The organism is Polaromonas sp., assembly GCF_018780625.1.
Taxonomy (GTDB): Bacteria; Pseudomonadota; Gammaproteobacteria; order Burkholderiales; family Burkholderiaceae_C; genus Polaromonas.
Genome location: NZ_JADMJK010000020.1, coordinates 1 through 1,825 on the forward strand (window position 1 = coordinate 1; position 1,825 = coordinate 1,825).

Here is a 1,825-nt window from a genome sequence, read left to right on the forward strand (position 1 = left end):
CCAGGCTTTTGCCAATGTTCAGGCCGGCTGCCAGCATGAAGGTGTTGGCAATGCCGCCGCCCACGATCAGCTGGTCCACATTGCCCGCCAGGGCCTTGAGGATGCTGAGCTTGGTCGACACCTTGCTGCCCGCCACGATGGCGACCAATGGCCGGCGCGGGTTGGCCAGGGCTTTGGAAATGGCGTCCATCTCGGCCGCCAGCAGCGGGCCGGCGCTGGCCACTGGCGCGTATTGCGCGATGCCGTAGGTCGAGGCTTCGGCGCGGTGCGCGGTGCCAAACGCGTCGTGCACAAAAATGTCGCACAGCGCGGCCAGCTTGCGGGCCAGCGCTTCGTCGTTTTTCTTTTCGCCCTTGTTCAGGCGGCAGTTTTCCAGCATCACCAGCTGGCCGGGCTGCACGTTGACGCCGTCCACCCAGTCAGACACCAGCGGAACCTCACGATTCATCAACTCGCCCAGGCGCCTGGCAACCGGCGCCAGCGAGTCGGTCGACTTGAACGCGCCTTCCACCGGGCGCCCCAGGTGGGACGTCACCATCACGGCCGCGCCGGCATCGAGCGCCATCTGGATGCAGGGGATCGAGGCCCGGATGCGGGTGTCTTCGGTGATGGCGCAGCTAGCGTCCTGCGGCACATTGAGGTCGGCACGGATGAAAACGCGCTGGCCGGCCACCTGGCCGCTGGCACACAAATCGGAAAAACGGATGAAATTCATGGGTCAACTACGCAAAGTACGAAGGGTTGAAAAAACCGCTGACAAGCGGCTGGCTGGAAGAATTGTAGGGTGCGGCATTGAGCAACCTTGGGGGCGTTCTCTGCAACGCAGCAGGGGCCGCGGAACCGGCTTCGCCGGGTCGCAGGCTCAGCGCCCCCTCGGGGGGCAGGAAGCTACACGCAGTGAGCGACCGTGGGGGCCACATTCACCAGCCCAGCCCGATGTGCAGCGGCAAATACACCGCCATGCCGACCACGATGGTGCCCAGCACGGCCTGGCCGGCGCCGCGACGCCAGAAGTAAAACGCGATGCCCGCCGCCGCGCCGTAAATCCGCGCATCCTGCCAGGAGGCGATCAGTTGCCCCTGCGTCATCACCAGTTCGGGGGCGATGACGGCCGCCAGCGCGGCAATCGGCGCGTACTGCAGGCCGCGCTGCGCCCAGTGCGGCAGGTGCCAGGGACGGCTGGAGATGAAAAAGAAACAGCGCGTGAGCACCGTCACCAGCGCCAGCCCCGCGATCACGCCCAGCGTCCACCCATCCGTGCCGGGGCTGCTCATGCGTGCGGCCTCCGGTCGGGCGGTGCGGGCGACTCCAGCATCAGGCACAGCGCCACCGCCGCTGCAATCGCCACCACGATGTTGAGCTTGAAGGGCATCGCAAACGCAGCGACTGCCGCCGCGCCCGCGACGCCGGCCGACACGCGGCGCATGGTCGTCGAAGCCAGTGAGCAGCTCATCCCTATCAGCGCCAGAATGCCTGCAAAACCCAGGCCCCACGACGCCGGAACCCATTGCGCCAGCGCAATGCCCAGCAAGCTGGAGACTTGCCAGCTCAGCCAGTTCAGGCTGCCGTTCCCGGCCAGGTAGGCCAGCTGCGCCTGGCGCTGCCCGGCGCTCACGGGCGGCTGGGAAAAGCGGCGCACAAACAGCACATAGGTCATGTCGGTGCTCAGGTAGCCGGCCAGCAGGCGCACCCACCGGGGCAGGTGCATGACGTAGCTGCGCAGGTGGGCGCTGAACACCACAAAGCGCAGGTTGACGCAAAAACCCGCCGCCAGAATCACCCAGACCGGTGCGCTGGCGGCAATCAGCGGAATGGCCGCCAGCTG

General features: G+C 66.7%; 3 protein-coding genes. All 3 read right to left on the bottom strand.

Annotated features, from left to right (window positions below; translation table 11 throughout):
* Positions 1-715 (bottom strand): phosphoglycerate kinase (gene pgk, locus IV091_RS01645; protein WP_293464301.1); only part of this gene is annotated, 715 nt, incomplete at its 3' end.
* Positions 716-920: 205 nt separating this feature from the next.
* Positions 921-1,274, bottom strand: coding sequence for an AzlD domain-containing protein (locus tag IV091_RS01650; protein ID WP_293464303.1), 354 nt, complete (start codon positions 1,272-1,274; stop codon positions 921-923).
* Positions 1,271-1,825 (bottom strand): AzlC family ABC transporter permease (locus IV091_RS01655; RefSeq protein ID WP_293464304.1); only part of this gene is annotated, 555 nt, incomplete at its 5' end. The genes IV091_RS01655 and IV091_RS01650, both read right to left, overlap by 4 nt.